Genomic DNA, 22,123 nt, shown 5'->3' on the forward strand with positions numbered 1-22,123 from the left:
GCCCTCGCTGGGCCCCACGCCTTGATCCCGCGCCTTAGCGTGGCAGGGTGGCAGCACCCCGCATGGCACCGCCGTCGGAGATGAGCCGCCGGCTGACGTTCCTGTTCGCGTTGGCGGCGGGAGCGGCCATCGGCAACCTGTACTGGGCGCAGCCGCTGCTCAGCTTCATCGCAGGCGATCTACGCGCCGCGACCGCGACGGCCGGCTGGCTCGTCACCGCGACGCAGGTCGGGTACGCCGTCGGCGTGCTGCTGCTCGTGCCTCTCGGCGACGTCCTGGACCGCCGCCGGTTCGTCCCGGTGATGCTGCTGACCTCGGCCGCCGCACTGCTGCTGTGCGCGCTGGCGCCGTCGATCGGCGTACTCCTCCTCGCACTGGGCGTGCTCGGCGTGACGACGATCTCCGGGCAGGTCCTCACGCCGCTCGCCGGGGACCTGGCCGGCGACGCCCACCGCGGTCGGATCGTCGGCGTCGTCGGGTCCGGGACCCTCACCGGTATCTTGGCCTCCCGCACGATCAGCGGGTTCGTCGCCGGCGCCGCCGGGTGGCGTGCGATCTTCGCCCTCGCCGCGGTCGTCGCCGTCCTGCTCGCGGTCCTGCTCTATCGCGCGATTCCACCGCTGGCACCGCGGACGCGCATGCCGTACCCGCAGCTCATCGCCTCGGTCGGCGCGGTGGTCATGCGCGAGCGGGCGGCCCGGTGGACGCTGGTCCTGGCCGCCACCGGGTTCGCCGCGTTCTCGCTGTTCTGGACGGCGCTGACGTTCCTGCTCAGCGGCCCACCGTTCCGGTACCCGATAGCGGTGATCGGGTTGTTCGGGTTGGCTGGCCTCGCCGGTGTCCTTTCCGGCCTGCACGGCGGTCGTCTGCACGACCGCGGTTGGTCGCTTCCGGCCACCGGCGCGGCCTGGGTACTGGCCATCGGCGCCTTCGTCGTCGCGGCGTTCGCCGGCCGGTCCGTCGTACTTATCATCATCGCGATCATCATGATCGATGTTGCGCTCCAGGCGCAGGCCCTCCTCAACCGGGCGCGGCTGTTCGCCCTCTCCCCCGAGGCCCGCAGCCGGCTCAACACGGCGCTAGCCGCCGGCAACTTCATCGGCGCTGCTATCGGCTCCGCCGCCGCGACCACGCTCTGGTCCGCGGGCGGCTGGACAGCGGTCACGATCACGGGAACGGCGCTCTGCTGCTTCGCGCTCACCGTGTGGGCGCTGGGACGTCGTGGTCCACTCGTGCTCCGCTTCGCCGTGATGGACGGCGCTGTAACGGACCGCGGTGAAACCTCCCCTCAACCGCGCGACATTCGCACGTAGTGCTCGTAGTGCTCCGGAGTCGAACCCGCCATGACGCCCTCGTGCGCAGTCCACGCGTCCGCTTCTCGGCACGACCGGATGCCGGCACGATCCACTGGCCGTGACACTCGGTAGCGCGCGGTCGGCGGCAGGAGAGTGCGTGTTGGGGCGGTGATCCAGTGCGGCAGATTAGGGAACGATCACTACGCCGCCTCGCACGCCGCCTTGGGCCAGCCGGTTGTGGGCCGCTGCCGCGTCGGCGAAAGAGTAAACACCGGCGACCCGTAGCGGGATGTCACCGCCTTCTACCAATTTCACCAGTTCGCCTAGCCGGGCGCTGTCCGGCAGCACGTCCAGTGCGAACGTCCGGATTCCCCTCACCGGCTCCGGGCGCAGCGGGGGTGAGGCGGCCACGTAACCGCCGCCGTCCCTGACGAGTTCCATCAGTGACGAGCCGATCAGCGCCAGGTCGACAACCGCGTCGAACCTGTCCGCCGCTGCCGCGATCGGATCGTCCGAGCGCGGCACGAACGCCGCACCCTGCGACTCGACGAACTCGCGGTCCTCAGCCCCCGCTATTCCTGTGGCGTGCAGGCCGGCGACTCGGGCCAGCGCCAGGGTGAACCCGCCGACCTGTCCCGCGGCGCCGGTGACGAGCACGGACGAGCCCGTCGGGAGCGCGAGCAGGTCGAGGGCCTGGGCGGCGGCGAGGCCGTTGGTCGGCAGGGTCGCGGCCTCGCTGGCAGGAACCCCGACGGGCGCGGCGGTCAGCCATGCGGCATCGAGGACCACATACTCCGCGTGGGCACCGAGGGTGGTGCGCAGCCAGGGTGAGACGCCGATGACATCGTTATCCACAGTGAAATCTCCGACGGAACGACCCACCGCGTCGACCGTGCCTGCCACGTCCCAACCGGGTACGTACGGCAGCCCGGCCGGCAGTGGTGCCGGGAATCGACCGGCGCGAATCATGAGGTCAACCGGGTGCACGGCGGACGCGGCGACCCGTACTCGCACCTGCCCCGGCCCCGGCTCCGGCACCGGCATGTCCGCCACCACGTGCAGAACCTCCGGCCCTCCGAACTGTGCATAGCTGACTGCGCGCATCGCCGTACCCTCCGCTGAACGTCATGGTCGTCATTACGGTAGGTATCCTTGGGCACCGTGAGGAAGTAGGTACCTGGAAGTGCCTAGGGCACCGGAAGGGGTGGCACATGGCGACGACGACCGCCGGGCAACGACGAGAGCAGGCCAAACGCGACTATGACGCGTTCCTGGCGGGCTGCCCGACTCGGGAACTGTTGAGCACGCTCACCGACAAATGGGCGGCGCTGGTGGTCGCGGCGCTCGCCAGTGGCCCGCAGCGGCACAGCGAGCTCGCCCGCCGCATCGCCGGCGTCAGCCAGAAGATGCTCACCCAGACCCTGCGCACACTGGAACGCGATGGTCTGCTCACCCGCACCGTGACCGCGTCGGTGCCGGCCCGCGTCGACTACGCGCTCACACCGCTCGGCCACGACCTGTTCCCGGTGATGGTCGCGATCAAGACCTGGGCAGAGACACACATGGATCGCGTCTTTCAGGCGCGCGCCCAGTTCGACGCGCGATCATGAAGTCCAGCGGGCGCTGACCTCCGACCCGGTTCCCGTCCCTGCTGGCCCAGATGCGGCACGTCTTCGGGCACGACGCCCTGACGGTGGTCTGGGCCCTTCCGCGTCCCGGGTTGGCACCTGTACGGCTTCGCCGTGATCCACGCCCGTATAGCGCGTTGATCAACGGGAACCCCGCGGTGGCGCCGCCCTGCGAGCATCGGTGCCATGCGCAAGATTGCCCTGACGTTGGCCGCGGTCCTGCTGGCGTCGGGGTGCGCCGGCACGAGCACCTCGGCATCACCCTCGGGACCCTCCGCGACCGCCGCCAGCGGGTCGCCCGAAGCCGTCGTTACCAACGCGCCGGCACCGGCCTGGCGCCTGGCCACGCTGCCGGAGCTGGCCGGGCCGACCAGCGTGCTGTGGGACGTCGTGTCGGTGGACGCCACGCACGCGTGGGCCGTCGGCAGCGAGGCCTACTCGCCCGAACAGCCGAACGACACCGGCACCCCGTTGGTCCTCCAGTGGGACGGGACGCGTTGGGCACGCGCGGCGCTGCCGGCGATCGCGTGGCGCGGTCGGTTCGACCTCGTCGCGGCCGACTCGCCCTCGAACGTCTGGGCGGTCGGCAGCACGGCCGCCGCCGTCCCGGAGGACCAGGTGACGCACGTCCTGCACTACGACGGGACCGCCTGGCGCGAGGTGCCGTTCGCGCGGGGCAACAGCAAGAGCTACGCGCTGATCACCGGACTCACCGTCGTGGGTGGACACGCCTGGGTGGTGGGCAATCATCAGAGCGAGGTGATCATCGAGCAGTGGGACGGCCGGTCCTGGCAGTCGCACCAGTCGCCCGCCGAATGCCGCACCGGCGGCACGTCCTTCGGTGGCATGCCGAACTTCTGCACCTTCACCGCGATCAAGGCCTTTGGCTCGGATGACGTCTGGGCCGCCGGCAACGGCGCGTGGAAGGGGTTCAAGGGCCCGCTGCTCTTCCACTGGAGCGGCTCAGGCTGGCGTACGGTCCAGGTGGGCATCAACGAACAGGAGTCCTCGTTCGAAGCGCTCGCGGGTCGCTCGTCCGGCGAGCTGTGGGCGGTCGGCGACGGTGGGTTGGCCGTGCGCGGCAGCGGTGGATCCTTCGAGATGCTCCGGGACGCGCCGGGTGGCGCGTTGCCCGACGTGGCGACCGACCCGGCCGGACTGCCGTGGTTGATCGAGAACTCCCGAGCGCCGAGCGCGGCGCTCGCCGCGTACAGCACGGGCGCGTGGGTCGGCATGCCCGCGCCGCAGCCGCTGGACGCGGTCGGCATGAGCCTGCACGGGATCGCCGGGACCCCGGGCAGCCCGCTGATGTTCGCGGTGGGAGCGGTCGATCTCCCCACCACCCCGCGCTACCTGAGGGCGGTCGTGCTCGAGTACGTGCCAGGCCTGTCGACCGAATCGCGACCCTGACCGGTCCGATGCGACGGTTCTGGCCGGTTTTGCGGGCTAACGTCATACGGCGTGTCGCGGCTGACAGCCACCCACTCGGGAAGATCGCGCTTTCCGTGCTCGTGCGGCTGCGGGCGATGCTGGGGGTGGAGAGCTCGCCGAGGCGCTCTACACCCACGCGACGGGACTGAGAAATTCTCTGGCTCGACGCCGAGCGGCACGTGGATCTCCACGATGTGGAGCCATCTCATCGGGCCTCGTCCAAATGCACTCATCTCGGCTACTTGTTTCATTGACCTATGACCCCGGCCCGGCCAGGCTTCGGTCGAGGCGCCCGGGCTGTCGCTCTCATTTCGGCTGCCCACGCTGGTTGTGTGGCTCTCATTTGGCCTGCGCAGGCCCGGGCGTCGCCCCAAGGGCGGGGAGAGGCTCAAGAGGGGTTTGCTCTGCTCGAAGTAGCGTTGCCCTCCCGGCTCGATGAACCAGGTGGATCGAGCATGGGAGGACCTGTTGAGTGTCACGTCGGATCGCGTGGTCATCGGCATGGACCCGCACAAGCGTTCAGCCACGATCGAGGTCATGGCCGGCGACGAGACCGTCATCGGCGCGGGCCGCTTCGACACCGGCCGGGACGACTACGCGGCGATGAAGAATTACGCCAAGCAGTGGCCGCACCGGGTCTGGGCGATCGAGGGCTGCCAGGGCATCGGCCGGCACATCGCCAACCGGCTGCTGGCCGATGGCGAACAGGTCGTGGATGTCCCACCGAAGTTGTCGGCCCGGGCGCGGGTGTTCGCCACCGGCCAGGGCCGCAAGACCGATGCCACCGACGCCCACTCCATCGCGCTGGTCGGCACCCGGATGGCCGGGCTACACCCGCCGGTCAACGACGAACAGCTTGCCCTGCCGCGGATCCTGGTCGACCGGCGCCGCTCCCTCGGCGAGGACCACACCCGAATGGTCTCTCAACTGCACCAACTGCTGCTGGAGCTGATCCCTGGTGGAGCGAAGAAGAGTCTGTCCGCCGCCCAGGCCAAGGCACTGCTGGCCACGGTGAGACCCCGTGACGCGGTCGGCAAGGCCCGACGCCGGGTCGCCGCCGAGCTGATCAGTGACCTCGAACGGATCTACCAACGTTCCAAGGACGCCGACAAAGAACTAAAGGAGCTGGTCGCCTCCACCGGAACCACGCTGATGGACCTGCATGGCATCGGGCCCTCCGGCGCCGCCCGGCTGCTGGTCGAGGTCGGCGACATCGCTCGCTTCCCCAACCGGGCCCACTTCGCTTCCTGGAACGGCACCGCCCCCATCGACGCCTCCTCCGGCGACCAGGTCCGACACCGACTTTCCCGCGCCGGCAACCGACAGATCAACCGGGTGCTGCACATCATGGCCACCGTCCAGCTGCGCAATCCCACCGAAGGACGCGCCTACTTCGACCGGAAAAAGGCATCCGGCAAGACATCGATGGAAGCCATGCGCGCGCTGAAACGACGCCTGTCCGACATCGTCTACCGACGCATGCTCAACGACGCCGCAACCGCGGCAGCGGGCCCGGGAGGACACCGGGAAACGACTACAGACTCCAGCGTGACCAGCTCGCATCCCCATGCCGGTTCTTCGGAGAAGTCACTTCCCGGACCCGCCGAGACCCAGCTTAGAACCCCGCTCGCGGCGGTGTCTTGACACAGAGGGGAGCCAGATCCGGAAGTTGAGCGGTTAGCCGCGCACAGGGCATCTGACACGCAGGGTCACCGACCGCGCTGACCGTCAGATCCCGCGGACGTCGGATAGCTGCTCTCTGAAGGAAGGCCTACCTGCTGTCCAGTTTCACTCCGAGCACTCTCCTGGCTCTGTTGTTGGGCCGCACGCCGATCCCTTACTGGTCTCGGCACAAGGCCGTCTCGTGCGAACGCCCGGGACGGCCTCTTGGCGTTCCGGTCCGCGCCAACCTTCCTGGTTCGCGGTCCCGGGGGGGGTGTCCCTATGGTTTTGTCAAGCGGCGACGGTTGCGGTGGGCAGCGGGCGTTGTTGGTAGGGGACCTTGTCGCGGAGCATGGCGAACAGGACGTCGACGCGGCGTCGGGCGAGGCAGATCAGGGCAGCGTTGTGGCGTTTGCCCTCGGCGCGTTTCCGGTCGTAGTAGGCGCGGCTGACCGGGTCGGCCAGGGCCGCGAACGCGGCGAGGAAGAGGCGCGTTTCAGCTGCTTGTTGCCGCCCCGGGGTGGGTGTTCACCGCGGATGCTGCTGCCGGAGCGGCGGGTGACAGGTGCCAGGCCGGCGTAGGCGGCCAGATGGCCTGGGCTGGCGAACGCGGTGCCGTCGCCGACTTCGAGCAGGATCCGGGCTGCGGTCCTGACGCCGATGCCGGGCATCGAGGTCAGGACCTCGGTAAGAGGGTGCGCATCAAGCATCCTGTCCACCTCGGCGGCGACCTGGTCGCGCTGTTTGAGCACGTCGCGCAGGCTGTCAGCCAACCGGGGCAGGACCGTTTCCGCAGCGGTCGTGCCCGCGACGACTACGGTCTGCTCGTCCAACGCGGTCATGACCTGCTCGATGAGGCGTTCGCCCATGCGGGGCGCGTTCTTGCTGGCGATGGCGGTGAGTTTGCGGCGGCCGGCCTTGCGCAGCCCGGCCGGTCCGCCGCAGCGCGACAGCAGCTCCAGGACGGCTTTGTGCTGCACCTTCGGCCCCAGCACCCGTTCCAGAGCAGGGTGGATCTGCGTGAGCAGCCCGCGGATGCGGTTGGCGATCCGGGTGGACTCGCCGGCCAGGTCGTCGTCGAAGCCGACCAGGACCTCGAGTTCGGCCAGGGTCTCGTCGCCGACGTCGACTCGGCGCAGCGTGTGCGGCAAGGTGCGGGCGGCGTCGGCGATCACGTAGGCGTCGCGGGCGTCGGTCTTGGCGCTGCCGGGGTGCAGGTCGGCGATCCGTCGCATCGCGAGTCCGGGCAGGTAGGCCACTTGATGACCACACGCTCGGGCTACCGCGACGGGCAGCGCGCCGATCGTCGCGGGCTGGTCGACCACGACCAGGACGCGGCCATGGCGGCCGAGCTTGTCGAACACCTGCCGCAGTTTCGCCTCGGTGTTGACCAGCGCCCCGTCGTGCAGCCGTTTGCCGTCCCGAGTCAAGGCGACGGCGTGGTGGCCGTCCTTGCCGACATCGAGACCGAGAAACACCTGGTAGTCGCCGTGCACCGCATCGCCTCCCCGCGACGTCACCCGTCAACCCGGTCGATCAGGCGTCGACTGCCGGCAGCCACGTTACGAAGAGACCTACCCCAACAAAGCGGGTGGCCGTGTCCCTATCAGCGGTCCATCGGCGCCACCCGGCCCGGCGACAACACCCCCCGGATCATCCGAACGACAGGGGCAGTAAGTCATACCGAGCCGGGCGACCGAGCAGTCCCCGGCTGGGGACGATCAAAAAGGTAACGGGGGGGACTACGTGAGTCGCTGACCGGTCTTGTCAGGTCGTGACAGGCGCCAGGCGAGTTCGATCGGCCTGACAGCCGAGATCTGGGCAGTGCATGTCATCCACGGCATGCCCGCCCGGTGGGGACCTCCCATCCGGCGAGGCCACTGGTCCGGCACGGCTGGCGCGGCGTACTGACACCGCAACCCATCCCATAGCGCAAGGGAGGAGCGCCCCCACCGGCCCAGTCGAAGCTCCGCCCTGGTCCCCACCGCGGCGGCCCGCCGATCTCCTGTGGAGCGTCGCAATGCACACGACTCTGTCAGTCCTGTCCGACCTCGCTGCCGCCGCGCCGCAGCCACTCGCGGCTCCAAAATCCATCAACGAGGTCATCTCCTCGATCACCACGTGGATCATGGGCATCATCGCGCTGGTCGCGACAATGTTCCTGGTCATCGGCGGCCTCCGCTACATGGCCGCCGGCGGTGACCCGGCCCAGGTCGAGCAGGCGAAGGGCAACCTCAAGTCCGCCTTGATCGGCTACGCGCTGACGGTCCTCTCCCCCGTGATCCTGCAGGTCCTGCAGGGCATCATCGGCGGCTGAGGACATCTGTCATGGTCAACTGGATGATGAATGGCCTGGTGGAATGGCTCGCCGAGCGGCTGCAAGAGCTCCTCGGCGGGCTGCTGGCCTATCTGACGTCGTCGATGTTCCTGTCGCCGGACGTCACCGTGTTGCCGCAGGTGCAGACCATCGCCGCGAAGAGCGCGCTGGTCGTCAACGCCTGCTACATCCTCGCGCTGGTAACCGCCGGTATCGTGACGATGACCAGCAGTTCGGTCGAGATGCGATACGGCGTCAAGGAACTCGTGCCACGCCTAGTCGTCGGGTTCATCCTGTCGAACTTTGCGGTCCCACTCTGCGCCGTGCTCATCGATGTCGCCAACGCGTTGACTGTGGCCATGGTCGGCACTACGGCTCCGACCACGCAAGCTGTCACGCTGGCCCGCACCCACGTGGCCGCCGCCCTCATCGATCCGGCCAACGCCCTCATCGCACTGATCATCGGGCTGTTGATCGTCGGACTGATGTTCACCCTCGTCACCGGTTGGGTCGTACGCGTTGCGGTACTGGTCATCCTGGCCGGGCTCGCCCCGCTCGCGCTGGCCTGCTATTGCCTGCCCTGGACGCAACCCACCGCCGAACTGTGGTGGCGCAGCCTGCTGGGCTGCCTCGGCACGGCCGTGCTGCAGGCCATCGCGTTCTCCACCGGCATCCACCTGCTCACCGACCCGGATGCGAGCGTTCCGGTCCTGATCGGTCTGCCGGGCTCGGACGTGTTGAATCTGCTGCTGGTCGCCGTGGTTCTGTGGATGACGGTCAAGATCCCCGGACTGATGGGTCGCTACGCGACGGGCAAGGGGTCGCCGAACAGCGGCGGGGTTTTGCTGCGGGCAGTGGTCATCCAGGGCATCACCCGTCGTCTACCGCTCGGCAGGCTCGGACGTGCGGCCTTGCGAGGTGGGCGATGACGATCGAGGACACCGTGCCGCGCGCCGTTGTCCCGGCCAATGTCAACGAGCCCGACCGCATCGCGTTCGGGCTGACGTTCCGGCAGCTGGGCATCGTCGGCGGTGCCGGCCTGGTCGGGTTCGGTGTCTACCGCACGTTCGGGCATCTGCTGCCGCAGGTGGCGTGGATCGTCGCTGGGGCAGTCGTGTTCGCCGTGGCGGTCGTGGTGGCGCTCGGCCGCCGGGACGGCCTGCCGCTGGACGTGTGGCTGCGACACGGGTTCGCGCTCAGCCGCAGGCCGCGCACCCTCACACCGGGTAGGGCTCGGGTCAGCTCGGTCGCGGACGTGGCCGGCAAGCCGAGCCTTCCGACGCCGCTGCACTCTCCGGTCACGGCGGTCAGCCCGACCGGAGTCCTAACCAGTGAGGGCAGCGGCAAGGTCCTGATCGCCTGCGGCACGACAAACATCCACCTGCGCACCGGCGGTGAGCAGGGGGCCCTGTTGGAGGGGTTTGGCCGGTTCCTCAACAGCCTGACCGGGCCGGCGCAGATCGTCGTGGCCGCGCAGCGGCACGACCTGAGCGTCTACGCGCAGGCAACTGCCGACCACGCGCCACGCCTGGCGCACCCGGCGTTGCAAGCCGCCGCCGACGACTACGCCTCGTTCCTGCTCGACCTCGACAGCCAGCGCGATCCGCTGCGCCGCCAGGTCCTCGCCGTCGTCACCGGCGAGTACGCGGCCGACACGGCTGTGCGCGCCCTGTGCGGGCTCGGTGTCGAAGCCGCCGCTCTGGACGGGCCGGCTGTCGCCTCCGCGCTGGCCGGCGCGGTCGATCCGTTCTCCCCACCGGTGCCTGGCCCGCGTGCGGTACCCGGCGCCCCGATCACCCTGCGGAGCACATCGTGAACCTGTTGAAAAAGCGCAAGATGAGTGTCGCGGCCGGGGACGGGATGCCCTCCCCGGCCGCGTTGTCGGTCACGCCGTGGCACGTGCAGGTCGGCGACGGGTACGCCGCCACCTACGCGGTGTGCGGCTACCCGGCCGAGGTCGGCCCCGCCTGGCTCGACGCGCTGCTGTCCTACCCCGGGCGGGTCGACGTCGCGGTGCACCTGGACCCGGTGGCGCCGCAACTGGCCGCGCCGATGCTCAAGCGCCAGCGCGCCCGCCTCGAATCCTCCCGCCGCCTCGACGCCGGCCAAGGCCGGCTGGGCGACCCGATGGTCGAGGCGGCAGCGGCCGACGCCGCCGACCTCGCCGAACGCGTCGCCCGCGGGGCGGCGAAGCTCTTCGACGTCGGCATCTACGTCACCATCCACGCCCGTACCCTCGACGAACTCGCCACCGTCACCGCGGGCGTGAAGTCCGCCGCGGCCAGCGTGCTGCTTGACGTGCAGCCGGCGACGTTCCGCCACCAGCAGGGCTGGGTGGCCACGCTGCCGGTCGGCGTGGACCCGCTACGGATGCGCCGCATCCTCGACACCACCGCCCTCGCGGCGGCGTTCCCCCTCGCCTCGGCCGACCTCGCCGCACCGGCCCCGGGCACCGTCGCCCCACCACAGGGGGTGCTGTACGGGGTCAACACCACCTCCAACGGGGTGCTGATCTGGAACCGGTGGGCGCAGGACAACCACAACAGTGTGGTCCTGGCGCGCAGCGGCGCCGGGAAGTCCTACTTCGTCAAGCTCGAGGTGCTGCGCAACCTGTACCAGGGCACGACGGTGTCGGTCATCGACCCCGAGGACGAGTACGCGCCCCTCGCGGAGCACGTCGGCGGCGCCGTCGTGCAGCTCGGTCAGCCCGGCGTCAGGGTCAACCCGTTCGACCTGCCCGCCGACAACCGTCCCGACACCCTGACGCGGCGCGGGCTGTACCTGCACACGCTGATCTCGGTCATGCTCGGCGCGGCACCGCCGCCGGCCGAACGCGCCGCTCTGGACCGGGCGATCACCGCCACCTACAACCGGGCCGGGATCAACGGCGACCCGGGCACCTGGACCACACCCGCGCCGCTGCTGCGCGACCTGGCCGCAACCCTCGACGCGGAGGGCGACCCCGCCGCCGGGCACCTGGCCGCCCGGCTCGCGCCGTGGACGGTCGGCAACTTCGCCAGCATGTTCGACGGGCCGACATCCACCCGTCCGGAGGGCCACCTGGTGGTGTGGAGCCTGCGGCACCTGCCCGACGAGTTGCGCACCGTGGGAACTCTGCTCGGCCTCGACTCGATCTGGGCCGGCATCGACACTGCGCCCGCGGGCGCCCGCCGGCGTCGACGGCTCGTCGTCGTGGACGAGGCGTGGCTGCTGATGCGCGACGGCGAAGGCGCGCGGTTCCTGTTCCGGATGGCCAAGGCCGCCCGCAAGCGCTCCGCAGGTTTGTGCGTCATCACCCAGGACGCGGCCGACGTCCTGTCGAGTGACCTCGGCCTGGCGGTGGTGTCCAACGCCGCCACGCAGGTGCTGATGCGCCAGTCCACGCAGTCCATCGACGCGGTGTCCGAGGCGTTCGGCCTGACCGCTGGGGAGTCGAGGCTGCTGCTGTCGGCGCCGCGCGGTGAGGGGCTGCTCGTTGCTGGTCGTAGCCGGATCCCGTTCCGCAGTGTCGGATCGGCGGCCGAGCACACGCTCGCCGTGACCGGAATCGGGGAAGCCGAATGATGACCACTGCGACCTGGCCCGGCGACGTCGGGCACTGGATCATCGCCCGGCCGTGGCTGGGCTTCATCGCCGCCGCCGCGATCCTCGCCGCAGTGTTCGGCCACGATCAGGTGCTCGCCTGGCGGCACAAGCGGTTCACGATCGGCGCACGGTGGCTGAGCATCGCCGCCCCGCCGGAGGTCACCGCCGAGGCAGCCGCGGCGTTCTGGATGACACTTGTCGGCGTGCTGACGCCGTCGGTGTGGCAGCAGCGCCTGTTCGGCATCGCGCACGTCGGCTGGGAGTACATCTGGACCGGCCGGTCCCTGACCATCCGGGTCTGGGTGCCCGGCACGGTGCCGGACGGCGCGGTCGAGGCCGCCGTCCGGGCGGCCTGGCCCGCGGCCACCCTCACCACCTCCGGCGCCGCACCGCCGATTCCGCCCACCGTCGCCGAGCAGGTGGGCGGGGCGCACTGGCCGCAGCACACCGACGGGCTGCCGCTGCGCAGCGAGCACGACACCGACCCACTGCGGGCGTTGCTCGCCGCCGGCGCCCAGGTACGCCACCGCGAACACGCCTGTGTGCAGATCCTCGCCCGCCCGGCACCCACCCGCCGCGTCCGCCTAGCCCGACGGGCCGCGGCGAGCACCAGCAACCATCGCCACGGGCGGCCCGACCTGGCCACCCGCGCCGTCACCGGGGCGGTGCGGGTGGCCATCGAGCCCCTGCTGTGGTTCCTCGACGTGTTCACACCCGGCTCGTCGCGGCCACACACCCATGCCCCCGTGGTGCGTCCGGGCGAGCGGGACCCGGTGGCCGCCGCCGACGCCCGCACCATCGTGGACAAGGCCGTGCGGGTACCGCACTACGAAATCGCAGTCCGGTTCGCCGTCGCGGCCGACGCCGGCACGTCCCCACCAGACCCGCAACGGGCCGCCCAAGTCCGCTCACGCCTCGTCGGGCTCAGGCACACCATCGCCTCAGCTGCCGCGGCGTACACCGGCCCGAATCGGCTGCGGCGGATGAAGATGCCCCAGCCGGTGGCCACGATCGCCGGACGGCGACTGCGGCGCGGGTTCCTGGCCACCGTCGCGGAACTCGCGGCCCTCGCCGCCCTGCCGCAGGACCTCGCCGTCCCGGGCCTCGATCGGGCCCGGGCCAAGGCCGTGCCGGCGCCCGTGCAGGTCCCCTCCGGCGGCCGGGGCGTGAAGGTGCTGGGCCGCTCGCAGATCGGCCACCACAGCGTCGGCCTCGCTGTCGCCGACGCCCGCCAGCACGTGCACGTCGTCGGCAAGACCGGCGTCGGCAAGTCCACGCTGCTGCTGAACATGATCCTCGGCGACATCAAGTCCGGGCGCGGGACCGTGGTCATCGACCCGCGCGGGGACCTGATCACCGACATCCTCGACCGACTGCCCGCCTCGCAGGCCAAGAAGATCGTGATCATCGACCCGGATCAGGAGAACCCCGGCTGCTTCAACCCGCTCGATGACGGCGGCGACCCGCACCTGGCCGTCGACAACCTCGTCGGCATCTTCGCCAAAATCTTCCAGGGCCAGTGGGGGCCCCGCATGGACGACACCATGCGGGTCGCCTGCCTCACGCTGATGCGCCACGCGAAACCAACCCTGAGCCTGGTCCCGTCGCTGCTGCAGGACCGGGACTTCCGGGCCCGGTTCACCCACGGCCTGGACGACCCGGACGGCCTCGGCGGGTTCTGGCTCTGGTACGACGGCATCAACGAGCAGTTCCGCGGCCAGGTCATCGCACCCGTCCTCGCCCGACTCCGAGCCTTCCTGCTGCGGGACTTCGTGAAATCGGTGATCGGTAACGCCCACTCGTCGTTCGACATGGGCCGGGTGCTCGACGGCGGGGTGCTGCTGTGCCGGCTACCCAAGGGCATCCTCGGTGAGGAGACCAGCCGCATCCTCGGCTCGATGATCGTCGCCCGGGTGTGGCAGGCCGCCATCGCCCGCGCCAACATCGCCGAAGACCAGCGCAGAGACGCCAGCCTCTACATCGATGAGTGCCACAACTTCCTCACGCTGCCCGGCAACGTCGGCGACATGCTGGCCGAGGCGCGCGGGTTCCGGCTCGGGCTGGTCCTGGCGCACCAGGACCTGGCGCAACTGCCCCACGACATCGCCGCGGCGGTGTCGGCCAACGCACGGTCGAAGCTGTTCTTCACCGTCGACCCGGCCGACGCGCGGGAGTTGTCCCGACACACCAAACCGGAGCTCGACGAGCATGACCTCGCGCATCTCGATGTGTACACCGCCGCCGCCCGGCTGCTGGTCGGCAACCGGGAGCTGCCCGGGTTCACCTTCGTGACCAACCCGCCGGCGCCGCCGGTGGGTGAGGCGACCGCGATCCGGCAGGAGTGCGCCGCCGCCCACAGCCGCAACGGTGGTGAGCCGCCGATGCAGCAGCTCGCCCGTACCGCGATGAAGCGGCGCATGACCGACCGCGACCGCTGAGCCCTGCGGCTCGTGTGGGGGCTCGGCTGGGTGCGGCACCGGGGGCTCGTGTGGGGGTGTCCGCGACACGAGACCCCACACGCGTCCCTTACACCTGGTCTGTCAGGTGCCTGACCTGCCGCAACTCACCCGACGCCAGCACCGACATCGAGATCAACTCATCCAGACTCCCTCCGGGACTCTCTCTCCAGGGGTGTATGCACCGATGCCGCAATCACGCTCGGCCAGCCTGCTGGCCATCTACCCCCACATCACCAGCCGTGACCGTCGGCTTCTGCAGCTGCTCGACGACCACCAAGTCCTCACCACCGATCAGATCCACCGCATGCTGTTCCTCGCCCGCCGAACCTGTCAGATCCGCCTCGGCGAGCTCGCCGCTTTGGGCCTGCTGGACCGTTTCCGGTTCGCCCGCGCCGGGGGTGGTAGCCAGCCGTGGCACTGGACGCTCGGCCACCAGGGGCACCGGTTCCAGGCCGCCGCTCACCACCGGCCCGAGCCCACCGTGCGCGCCAGCCGCCAGGGCGTCGACCGGCTCTCGGCCAACCCGAACCTGACCCACCTGCGCATCGCCAACGAGTTCTTCGTTCGGCTCACCGTGCACACCCGCCAGCACCCGCAGGCGCGGCTGGACCGGTGGTGGTCCGAGACGAAGACCACCAAGCAGTTCCGGACCATCACCGCCGACGGGCACGGCCTGTTCAGCGTCGCGCACACCACGGTGGGATTCTTCCTGGAGGCCGACACCGGCACCGAACCCCTCGGTCGGGTGGTGGCCAAGCTCGACCGGTACGCGCAGCTGATCCGCCGCGGCGGCCCCCGCTACCCGGTGCTGTTCTGGCTCGGCAGCGAGCACCGGGAGGAACACCTGCACCGACTCCTGCGCGGCCGGCGCGACAGCGTTCCCCTCGCGACCGCCACCCACCCACCGACCCCGCCGACGCGGTCTGGCTTGCTGGCGGCGCCACCGGCCGAGTCCGGCTCACCGAGCTGCCCAGCGACCACGGCCAGCCCGTCGCGGACAACCCGAACTACGACGAGAGCGGCTTCGTGTTCTGACAGACCCTGGCAGTCTCGCGACGAAATCCTGTCAGCGCAGCTCAGAGGCGTCCTCGGCAATCCTGACAGAGCTGGTGCTGTCAGGTCGCGACGCTACGGTGCAGCTTCTTCTTTTGCTCGCACCGCCGCCCGTCTGTCCCCTGGACCTGCCCGCGCCAGCGGGATCACCCACAGCCCACCTCCCGGTCGGCTCGTGATCCACGCCCCGCGCCCTTGCACGGCAGCTTCCCGGCGCAGACGCCGCGATCCGGTGGCACCACGACGCACACCCTCCACGCCCACCCCTGCCCGAAGGGAGCACCCTGCCATGCCCACGCCCATGCCGCCGTCCGACCAGGTCGTCGTCACCGTCTGCTTCGCCCCCGGCGAAGACGCCGACTGGTTCGCCGCCTCGGAGAAGGTCAACGACCTCCTGCACGCCGACGGCACCCCGGCCCGCCGCTACCACGTCCGCCACCGCCGCCTCATCGGCTGGCTGACCCGCTTCCTCGGCTACTACCTCCTCGACGCCGCCCGCCGCTTCGGCGCGCTCACCATGGCCGCCGGAGGCCGCAAGGGTCGCCTCGACCTCACCGGCACCGCGGCCAAGGCCGCCAACGACGCCGCCCTGCGCTGGCGTGCCTGGAACACCCACATCGCCGCGACAACCCGTGCGGCCCATCCGTGGGAGGACTACCTCGCCCAGCACCAGGCCGACCCGACCAAGCTCCGCCTGGCCGAGGCCCGCCGCCGCTTCGAGCAGCAACCCCGAGTCCTGGCGATGCTCGCCTTCTCCTTCAACCCGTACGAGCTGTCCGTCTACCAGGCCGGCGAAGCCACGTACGTCGGGCTGCACTGGCGCATCGCCCTGATCGGCGACGCGCTGATCACCACCGACGGCCGCCTACTCACCCCGGCCAGTGACTCCGTGGCCGACCGGTTCCGCTTCCTCAACGAGGCATGCGGCTACCTGCGCAGCCTGGGCTCCACCGCACGGCTGTGCGCCGTCGCCATCGCCTAACCACAACGCCTGACGGACCAAAGGACCGGTCGCAGCCCCGCTGCGACCGGTCGTCGCCATGCCCCCAACCCGACCGCTCGCCAAGGAGATCCCCGTGTTCCTGACCGACCCGGCGCTGCGGCGCATCGCCGCCGACACCAACGACGTCCTCCCCGAGCACCTGTGGCGCCACGACACCGCCACTCTCGACGCCCTCGGCGACCTCGCCCGCGTCCTGCACAAGACCGCCCGCGACTTCACCGACAGCACCACCACGCTCGATGAGGCCCTCGCCCGCACCGGTGCGCTCGCCGAGAGGGCACGACAGGGGTTGGCCGCCCGCGCCGACCTGCACATGGCCGGCTACCACCAAGCCCTCACCGAGGCGCTCGCCGCCCGCGAGCGACACATCGTGCTCGGCACCGTGCTCGTCGGCGCCTACCGCGCCTGGCGCAACCACCGAACGATCGGCGACGGCGACCAGCGGCACCTCCTGCTGTACCCCGGTGACCCGTCGCGCGGCGTCGCCACCCTGCACCGCACCGAGGCCCGCACCTGGCTGGTGGTGCCCGACAGCGAGGCCACCAGCGCCTTCGACATCCCCTACCCGGACCGGGTGATCGGCGAGGTCACCGAAACCGCCCCGGGGTGGACGCCAACCGCGTACATCACCCTGCTGCACCACCAGACCCCACCCACGATGGCGTACCCGCTGCCCGCGTGCGACGACCTCGCCTCGGCCTGCCGGTCGCTGCTGCGCTGGTGGCACCTGCGCCACTCCGACACCTGGCGCAACCGCACCCCGAACCAACTCGACCCCGCCGAACTCGCCCACCTGACCAGCTGAAGGAGGGGAACCTCATGCCGCACCTCGACACGATCAGTCGCTGGATCACCGCGACGACCGAGCGCACCCTCGACCAACACGCCGCCGACCCGGTCCCCGCCGCCGCGCACCTGCCCGAAGCCGCCGCCACCCTGCGGCACCTGCGCACCGAACTGCTGCACGCGGTGGACCAGCTGCGCACCCTACTGATCAACGAAGACGACCTGAACGGTTCCACCAGCACGGTCGCCGGCCCGGTGGAGACCATCAGGGAGCTGGCCGGCGAGTACCGGTACGCCCGCAACTGGATCGACACCCTCATCGGCGACGAGGCACGGGCCGCGTACGCGCAGGCGAACCCGGGCCGGTCGGTGCGGCGGCGCTACGTCAACCCCGGTGACACGGTCCTGGTCGTCCTGCCACACACCGACTCCTGCCGCCGACAGAACCTCGCCGGACACGCCACCCACATCAAGGTCGGCACGTCCGACGCCAGGCTCCGCCCGCCCGGCAGCGTCAACCCGCTGTGGCTGTCCCACGGCGACGCCGGGATCTACCGCGACCCGACCGAGGACCGCCTCTACATCCTGCAGGCCACCGCCGGCGAGACACTCCCCTGCCACTGACCGGCCGGCGCGGCACCATCCACCGCCACGACTACCGGGCCGCACCTAGGCGGCACCCCTCGCCAGCGCACTACGTCACGCGCCTACCGCGCTGACCGCTGCCCGCAACTCGGCGCACCACGTCCGGCACACCACCGTGCCGGGCGTCCCCACCAGTTCCCGAGGAGGGAAACCCTGATGGAACACCTGTCCCTGACGCCTGCCACGCAGGCCGTCCTCGATGCTCTGACCGATCTCGGTCAGGGCAACGTCCACGAGTTGGCCGACAAGTCCGGCAAGGCTCGCTCGACCGCCGACAAGGCGATCAAGACCCTGGCCGACGCCGGTGTCATCGTCGCGGTGGACACCGGCGCCGACCCGGCCGAGGGCACCCTTACCCGGTGGACCCTCACCCCGCCGAGCTCCGTCGATGCCCTCTTGTCCGCCGATGCGGCCGACATCGGCGGCCCGGACTCCGACATCGCGGCCGACCAGGCGCGCATGGAGATGGCCGACCAGCCCACCGATGCGGTCCACGGCGCCGACGCCGAGAACGACCGACCGGACGACGGCAGCGACGACGCGACCGACCCCGACGACACACCCGACGACGACGCCGACGGTCGCGAGGACGAGCAGGCACCGACGGTCGCCGCCGTGCAGCCCACTCGACCCGGTGACCGCAAGGTCATGGCCATCAAGGGCGTCCTGGCCGACTACGGCGACAGCGGCGCGACCCTCGACGTGATCGTCGCCGAGAGCGGTATCAGTCACCCGAGCGCCTCCCGGCTGCTCACCGCGATGGAGCAGGCCGACGCCGCCCGCCGGCTGCCCGGCCCGCCGCAACGGTGGATCGCCGGCCCGACCAAGGCCAGCGAGGTCGACCCGAACCCGGAGCCGCCTCGCTGCCCGCTGTGCTACCAGGTCATCCGCGCCCTGGCGACCGCGCCGAGCGCCACGGCGGCGGTGCTGCCCCTGATCCGGGCGGACGGCACGCTGCACGTCGTCGCGTCGGACGGCGAGACCCACGTCGTCACCCTGCCCCGTCGCACGCCGTCGCGTGCGACGGGCATCACCGCGAGCGTGGGCCGCCGCAGCGACGCGACCGCCAACGCCGACGGCAGCCAACCGTTCGGCCGGGGCGAGCTGGAGAGGCTCACCCTCACCGTCCTGGCCGCGAACCCGGGCCGGGCGATGAGCCCGCAGGACATCGCCACCGCCATCAGCGGACAGCTCGGTCGCGCGGTCAGCTCCGGGGCGGTGCGCAACAACTGCACCAAGGCCGCCGCCGGCGGCCGGATCCTCCTGGTCTCCGACGCGCCGCTGACCTTCGCGTACTCCGCGCCGGCCGACACCGGCACCACCGCCGGAGCCGACGCGGACGGCACCGGGCAGGCAAGCGACGACACCACGCAGTCCTGACCCGGCACGGCCGACGTCACCCGGGAGCCGGGCCACCGCCCGGCCCCGGGAACCTGCTCACCGGGAGAAACCCCATGCCCGATGTCCGGCCACTGTCTGACCTGGTTCTGGACTACCTCGCCGAGCGGCCGGGCCATCCGTTGAAGCCGCACGAGATCGCCCGCTTCATCAACGCCACCCTCGGTGGGCGCCGCATCGGCACCAGCGCCGTCACCACGTGCTGCCTGCACGCCGCCGCCACCGGTCACCTCATCCCGGTCACCGAAGAACCGATGGCGTTCGCCTACGCCGGTGCGATCACGACCGGCGAAGGTCGCGCCGAACAGTCCTGACCCGCACCATCCCGAACCCGTCGCGGGGGCCGAGCGCATGTGCTCGGCCCCCGTGGCACATCGAAGAGGAGAAACCCGTGCCGCACGAACTTGAGACGTTCGCCGACGGAATGACCGCCTTCGCCAGCGCCCGACTGTCGGCCTGGCACCAGCTGGGCACCGTCACCCAGGACACGATGAAGGCAGAGGAGATCATGGCCGCGGCCCGGCTCGGCGACTGGGGCGTGCGGACCATCCGCACCGTCGGCATCGACATCGTCAACGGCGTCGAGGTGCAGATCCCCGCCGACGACAAGCGGATGACCGTGCGCCGCAACCCGGTCACCGGTGATACCGAGTACCTGGGCATCGTCGGCACTGACTACACCGTGGTCCAGAACGAGCAGTGCGCCGAGATGCTCGATCGCCTGGTCGATCAGGTGGGCGGCGCCCACTTCGAGACCGCCGGGAGCCTGCGCCGCGGCAAGAGCGTGTTCGTCACGATGAAGCTGCCTACAGCGATGGAGATCGCCGGGGTGGACCGCCTCGACCTCTACCTGATCGGCACGACCTCCCACGACGGCACCGCCGCGCTGCGGGTCGACGCCAGCCCGATCCGAGTGGTGTGTGCGAACACCCAACGCGCCGCCTTCGCCCACTCGGTCGGTCATTACACGTTCCGGCACACCTCCAACGTCAACTCTCAGATCAGCCAGGCCCGCGAGGCGCTGGGGCTGATGTGGAAGTACATGGAGACCTTTGAGAAGGCCGCCGAGCGGATGCTTCAGACCGAGCTGGCCATGCGCGAGTTCGAGGAGGTCGTCGGCCAGGTGTGGCCGGTCAAGGACAACGCCTCCGAGCAGACCCGCAACAACGCCAAGCAGCGCCTCGGCACCCTCAAGTACCTGATCCGCGAGGCCGACACCCAGAAGGCCATCACCGGCAGCCGGTGGGCCGGATACCAGGCCATCACCGAGTACCTCGACCACTACCAGCCCGCCAAGGACGAGTTCGCCCGCGCGAACCGGGTGCTCACCGGCAACGTCGGCGAGCTGAAGGTGGCCGCCTTCGACCTGCTGAAGGTCTGACCGCACCTCAATCCGCCGGGGCGGCGGTCCACCGACCGCCGCCCCGACCCGCAGAGAACGGACATACCCATGGCACCGCCGAGCACCAGGCGGCGCGGATCAGACGGAACGGCCTGCCGATGATCCGCCACATCCGCCACCCCCGAGACCTCCGACAGTCCGTGTGCGGTCTGCCCGCCGCCGACGTTCAGCGGTGGGAAACCGAAGACCCGCCGCGCGTCGAGTCCACCTGCGAGGACTGCTACACCCTGCTGCCCGAAGCGCAACGACCCGACGACGCCAACCATCCACCCGGAGACGCCACGCTCATCGACACGCTGCGGCGCATCGTCGCCCACCGGCAGCACGCCAAGATCGACGGCGTCCTCGTCGACCTGTGGTCGGCCAGCGTCACCGTCCTCATCTGGGACCAGCTCCGCGACGACAAGCGGCAACGGCTGCTGACCCTGGCCTCACACGAGCTGATCCTGCGCTGCATCGCGATCTACACCCGCGTCACCGCGAACAAGGACCACCAGTGACCGGTTCTCGACTACCCCAGTGGTTCCACTTCGGGCCGTGGGTGTTCTCGATCGACGCCGCGCAGGCGCTGATCGCGGTGTCGCCCCGCGACACCCGGCCCGTGGACGTGCCGGCGTGGGCCGCCGCGTACGGCCTTGCCCATCTCGACAACCCCAACCCGTGGGCAACCGGCCTCATCGGCCCGACCAGCACCGCCCTCAACCGGACCTACGCCATGACCACCGACCTGACCCGCCCGCTGATCGTGGGTCAGCTCAGCATCAGCGGACACCCGCCTGGCCCGCTGCTCATCGACGGGACCCACCGTCTCTACCGCGCCTGGCGCGAACACGTGCCCCGGCTGCCGGCCCACCTGCTCACCGTGCAGGAGACCCGCCAGATTCAGGACGACGTGCTCCTCGAACCAGACGCAATCTCCAGCACCCCGCCGTCGACCCGATGACGGCCTGACACCACCCGTCCCCACCGCGTACGCCTCGGAAGCCGCCCCTACGCCGGTGGCGACCGAGGCGTACGCGCATTCACCCCTTGCGGAGGAACCCGTGACGTACACGCCACCGTGGCGCAGGGTCTGCGACTGCCGCTGCATCATTCACCACCGCCTGCCGCGCACCACCTACAACGAGCCCGGCTGCGCCTGCACCATCAGCTTGCCCACCCAACCCATCACGCTGCTGCCCAACCAGCGGGACCGCGCACTCTTCCTCGACCAGGGCGGCGACCTCTGGCACGTCCCCGCCATGACCAACGGCACCTGGGACTGGGACAACGCCACAAAGGTCGCCACCCGCGCCGACGTCTACGACGCCGGCCTCGTCATCGAGCACCTGCTACGCCAGGCCGCCAATGTCCTCCACACGTCCACCGACTGAAACGACCGGTCAACGTGGGCCGCCCAAGCGGGCGGCCCACGACCCTTTTCGTGCTCCACGACCAAGGAAGACATCTATGCACCGCA

At 70.5% G+C, this 22,123-nt stretch carries 19 protein-coding genes and 2 pseudogenes; 19 read left to right on the forward strand and 2 right to left on the reverse strand.

Translation table 11 applies throughout. From position 1 onward, the window contains the following. Window positions 1-47 precede the first annotated feature (47 nt). Window positions 48-1,313: an MFS transporter gene (locus ACWD6N_RS28095; RefSeq protein WP_387329926.1), complete on the forward strand. Its 1,266-nt coding sequence runs from the start codon at window positions 48-50 to the stop codon at window positions 1,311-1,313. A 168-nt stretch (window positions 1,314-1,481) separates the two neighbouring features. Here the strand turns inward: ACWD6N_RS28095 and ACWD6N_RS28100 are convergent, their stop codons facing one another. After that, window positions 1,482-2,399, reverse strand: coding sequence for an NADP-dependent oxidoreductase (locus ACWD6N_RS28100; RefSeq protein ID WP_387329923.1), 918 nt, complete (start codon window positions 2,397-2,399; stop codon window positions 1,482-1,484). A 107-nt stretch (window positions 2,400-2,506) separates the two neighbouring features. On the opposite strand from ACWD6N_RS28100, the gene ACWD6N_RS28105 reads away from it, so the two are divergent. The 3 genes from ACWD6N_RS28105 to ACWD6N_RS28115 all read left to right on the forward strand — a co-directional run bounded on the left by ACWD6N_RS28105 (window position 2,507) and on the right by ACWD6N_RS28115 (window position 5,998). Then, window positions 2,507-2,905 carry a winged helix-turn-helix transcriptional regulator gene (locus ACWD6N_RS28105; protein ID WP_387329920.1) on the forward strand — a complete coding sequence of 133 codons (399 nt, stop codon included), beginning with the start codon at window positions 2,507-2,509 and terminating at the stop codon, window positions 2,903-2,905. 204 nt (window positions 2,906-3,109) lie between these two features. Then, window positions 3,110-4,333, forward strand: a complete 1,224-nt coding sequence (locus tag ACWD6N_RS28110) for a hypothetical protein (protein ID WP_387329917.1) — start codon at window positions 3,110-3,112, stop codon at window positions 4,331-4,333. 489 nt (window positions 4,334-4,822) lie between these two features. Then, complete coding sequence (locus ACWD6N_RS28115; protein ID WP_450005305.1) at window positions 4,823-5,998, forward strand: IS110 family transposase; 1,176 nt, start codon at window positions 4,823-4,825, stop codon at window positions 5,996-5,998. A 309-nt stretch (window positions 5,999-6,307) separates the two neighbouring features. Here the strand turns inward: ACWD6N_RS28115 and ACWD6N_RS28120 are convergent. Beyond that, window positions 6,308-7,512, reverse strand: a pseudogene (locus tag ACWD6N_RS28120) (IS110 family transposase). A 524-nt stretch (window positions 7,513-8,036) separates the two neighbouring features. Here ACWD6N_RS28120 and ACWD6N_RS28125 point away from each other — a divergent pair. The 15 genes and pseudogenes from ACWD6N_RS28125 (at window position 8,037) to ACWD6N_RS28195 (ending at window position 22,037) form a co-directional block, all read left to right on the forward strand. After that, on the forward strand, window positions 8,037-8,333 hold the full coding sequence (locus tag ACWD6N_RS28125; RefSeq protein ID WP_354968254.1) for a pilin: 297 nt from the start codon (window positions 8,037-8,039) through the stop codon (window positions 8,331-8,333). A gap of 11 nt (window positions 8,334-8,344) precedes the next feature. Then, a complete protein-coding gene (locus ACWD6N_RS28130) occupies window positions 8,345-9,262 on the forward strand; it encodes a hypothetical protein (protein WP_387329911.1) in 918 nt (305 codons plus the stop codon). Beyond that, window positions 9,259-10,149, forward strand: a complete 891-nt coding sequence (locus ACWD6N_RS28135; protein WP_387329908.1) for a PrgI family protein — start codon at window positions 9,259-9,261, stop codon at window positions 10,147-10,149. The genes ACWD6N_RS28130 and ACWD6N_RS28135 overlap by 4 nt, the downstream gene beginning before the upstream one ends. Window positions 10,150-10,169: 20 nt before the next feature. Further along, window positions 10,170-11,897, forward strand: coding sequence for a VirB4 family type IV secretion system protein (locus ACWD6N_RS28140; protein WP_450005311.1), 1,728 nt, complete (start codon window positions 10,170-10,172; stop codon window positions 11,895-11,897). Continuing rightward, window positions 11,894-14,356: a type IV secretory system conjugative DNA transfer family protein gene (locus ACWD6N_RS28145; protein WP_450005306.1), complete on the forward strand. Its 2,463-nt coding sequence runs from the start codon at window positions 11,894-11,896 to the stop codon at window positions 14,354-14,356. Before ACWD6N_RS28140 ends, ACWD6N_RS28145 begins: the two co-directional genes overlap by 4 nt. Before the next feature lie 325 nt (window positions 14,357-14,681). Further along, window positions 14,682-15,122: pseudogene (locus tag ACWD6N_RS28150) on the forward strand (replication-relaxation family protein); the annotation flags it as partial. A 597-nt stretch (window positions 15,123-15,719) separates the two neighbouring features. Continuing rightward, entirely contained in the window at window positions 15,720-16,412 is a 693-nt protein-coding gene (locus ACWD6N_RS28155) for a hypothetical protein (protein WP_387329955.1), read from the forward strand. A 94-nt stretch (window positions 16,413-16,506) separates the two neighbouring features. Further along, a complete protein-coding gene (locus ACWD6N_RS28160) occupies window positions 16,507-17,238 on the forward strand; it encodes a hypothetical protein (RefSeq protein WP_450005307.1) in 732 nt (243 codons plus the stop codon). A gap of 14 nt (window positions 17,239-17,252) precedes the next feature. Beyond that, window positions 17,253-17,843, forward strand: a complete 591-nt coding sequence (locus ACWD6N_RS28165; RefSeq protein ID WP_354968247.1) for a hypothetical protein — start codon at window positions 17,253-17,255, stop codon at window positions 17,841-17,843. 177 nt (window positions 17,844-18,020) lie between these two features. After that, window positions 18,021-19,244, forward strand: a complete 1,224-nt coding sequence (locus ACWD6N_RS28170; protein ID WP_387329899.1) for a helix-turn-helix domain-containing protein — start codon at window positions 18,021-18,023, stop codon at window positions 19,242-19,244. 74 nt (window positions 19,245-19,318) lie between these two features. Continuing rightward, on the forward strand, window positions 19,319-19,576 hold the full coding sequence (locus tag ACWD6N_RS28175; protein ID WP_354968245.1) for a hypothetical protein: 258 nt from the start codon (window positions 19,319-19,321) through the stop codon (window positions 19,574-19,576). Window positions 19,577-19,653: 77 nt separating this feature from the next. After that, entirely contained in the window at window positions 19,654-20,643 is a 990-nt protein-coding gene (locus ACWD6N_RS28180) for a DUF932 domain-containing protein (protein ID WP_387329896.1), read from the forward strand. 119 nt (window positions 20,644-20,762) lie between these two features. Continuing rightward, window positions 20,763-21,164 (forward strand): hypothetical protein, encoded by a 402-nt coding sequence (locus tag ACWD6N_RS28185; RefSeq protein WP_387329894.1) that lies wholly within the window; start codon window positions 20,763-20,765, stop codon window positions 21,162-21,164. After that, window positions 21,161-21,607, forward strand: a complete 447-nt coding sequence (locus ACWD6N_RS28190; protein WP_387329891.1) for a hypothetical protein — start codon at window positions 21,161-21,163, stop codon at window positions 21,605-21,607. Before ACWD6N_RS28185 ends, ACWD6N_RS28190 begins: the two co-directional genes overlap by 4 nt. A gap of 100 nt (window positions 21,608-21,707) precedes the next feature. Next, on the forward strand, window positions 21,708-22,037 hold the full coding sequence (locus ACWD6N_RS28195; RefSeq protein WP_387329888.1) for a hypothetical protein: 330 nt from the start codon (window positions 21,708-21,710) through the stop codon (window positions 22,035-22,037). Window positions 22,038-22,123 lie beyond the last annotated feature (86 nt).

Source organism: Micromonospora sp. NPDC005163 (assembly GCF_053599835.1).

Coding starts and splice junctions, on each gene's coding strand:
- ACWD6N_RS28100 (WP_387329923.1), bottom strand. CDS start 2,399: ATGCGCGCAGTCAGCTATGCACAGTTCGGAGGGCCGGAGGTTCTGCAC.
- ACWD6N_RS28105 (WP_387329920.1), top strand. CDS start 2,507: ATGGCGACGACGACCGCCGGGCAACGACGAGAGCAGGCCAAACGCGAC.
- ACWD6N_RS28110 (WP_387329917.1), top strand. CDS start 3,110: ATGCGCAAGATTGCCCTGACGTTGGCCGCGGTCCTGCTGGCGTCGGGG.
- ACWD6N_RS28125 (WP_354968254.1), top strand. CDS start 8,037: ATGCACACGACTCTGTCAGTCCTGTCCGACCTCGCTGCCGCCGCGCCG.
- ACWD6N_RS28130 (WP_387329911.1), top strand. CDS start 8,345: ATGGTCAACTGGATGATGAATGGCCTGGTGGAATGGCTCGCCGAGCGG.
- ACWD6N_RS28135 (WP_387329908.1), top strand. CDS start 9,259: ATGACGATCGAGGACACCGTGCCGCGCGCCGTTGTCCCGGCCAATGTC.
- ACWD6N_RS28140 (WP_450005311.1), top strand. CDS start 10,170: ATGAGTGTCGCGGCCGGGGACGGGATGCCCTCCCCGGCCGCGTTGTCG.
- ACWD6N_RS28145 (WP_450005306.1), top strand. CDS start 11,894: ATGATGACCACTGCGACCTGGCCCGGCGACGTCGGGCACTGGATCATC.
- ACWD6N_RS28155 (WP_387329955.1), top strand. CDS start 15,720: ATGCCCACGCCCATGCCGCCGTCCGACCAGGTCGTCGTCACCGTCTGC.
- ACWD6N_RS28165 (WP_354968247.1), top strand. CDS start 17,253: ATGCCGCACCTCGACACGATCAGTCGCTGGATCACCGCGACGACCGAG.
- ACWD6N_RS28170 (WP_387329899.1), top strand. CDS start 18,021: ATGGAACACCTGTCCCTGACGCCTGCCACGCAGGCCGTCCTCGATGCT.
- ACWD6N_RS28175 (WP_354968245.1), top strand. CDS start 19,319: ATGCCCGATGTCCGGCCACTGTCTGACCTGGTTCTGGACTACCTCGCC.
- ACWD6N_RS28185 (WP_387329894.1), top strand. CDS start 20,763: ATGATCCGCCACATCCGCCACCCCCGAGACCTCCGACAGTCCGTGTGC.